Genomic DNA, 258 nt, shown 5'->3' on the forward strand with positions numbered 1-258 from the left:
TCTAATCATACTGATAGTTTTTTCATTTGCAATAGATTACACGGCATTACACCTTATTGATTCTGCTCATTTTAAAATAAATAATAGTTCGGGAAGTAATGGACTGTTGGCATTTTTCAACATGTCCTATTTCAGTTTGATTACATTCTCATCTGTGGGATACGGCGATATAGTTCCAATAACCGTTACAGCTAAAACCTTGGTGGTCCTTGAAGTGGCCCTTAGATTTTTTGTGCTCGTCTTTGGTATTGCAAATGT

At 35.7% G+C, this 258-nt stretch carries 1 protein-coding gene; it reads left to right on the plus strand.

Translation table 11 applies throughout. The features are described 5' to 3' along the window. On the plus strand, positions 1-258 hold a 258-nt coding region (locus ACRHNM_RS17250), incomplete at both ends, for an ion channel (protein ID WP_431137883.1).

Origin of the sequence: Psychroserpens mesophilus (assembly GCF_050617655.1) — a bacterium.
Lineage (GTDB): Bacteria > Bacteroidota > Bacteroidia > Flavobacteriales > Flavobacteriaceae > Psychroserpens > Psychroserpens mesophilus_A.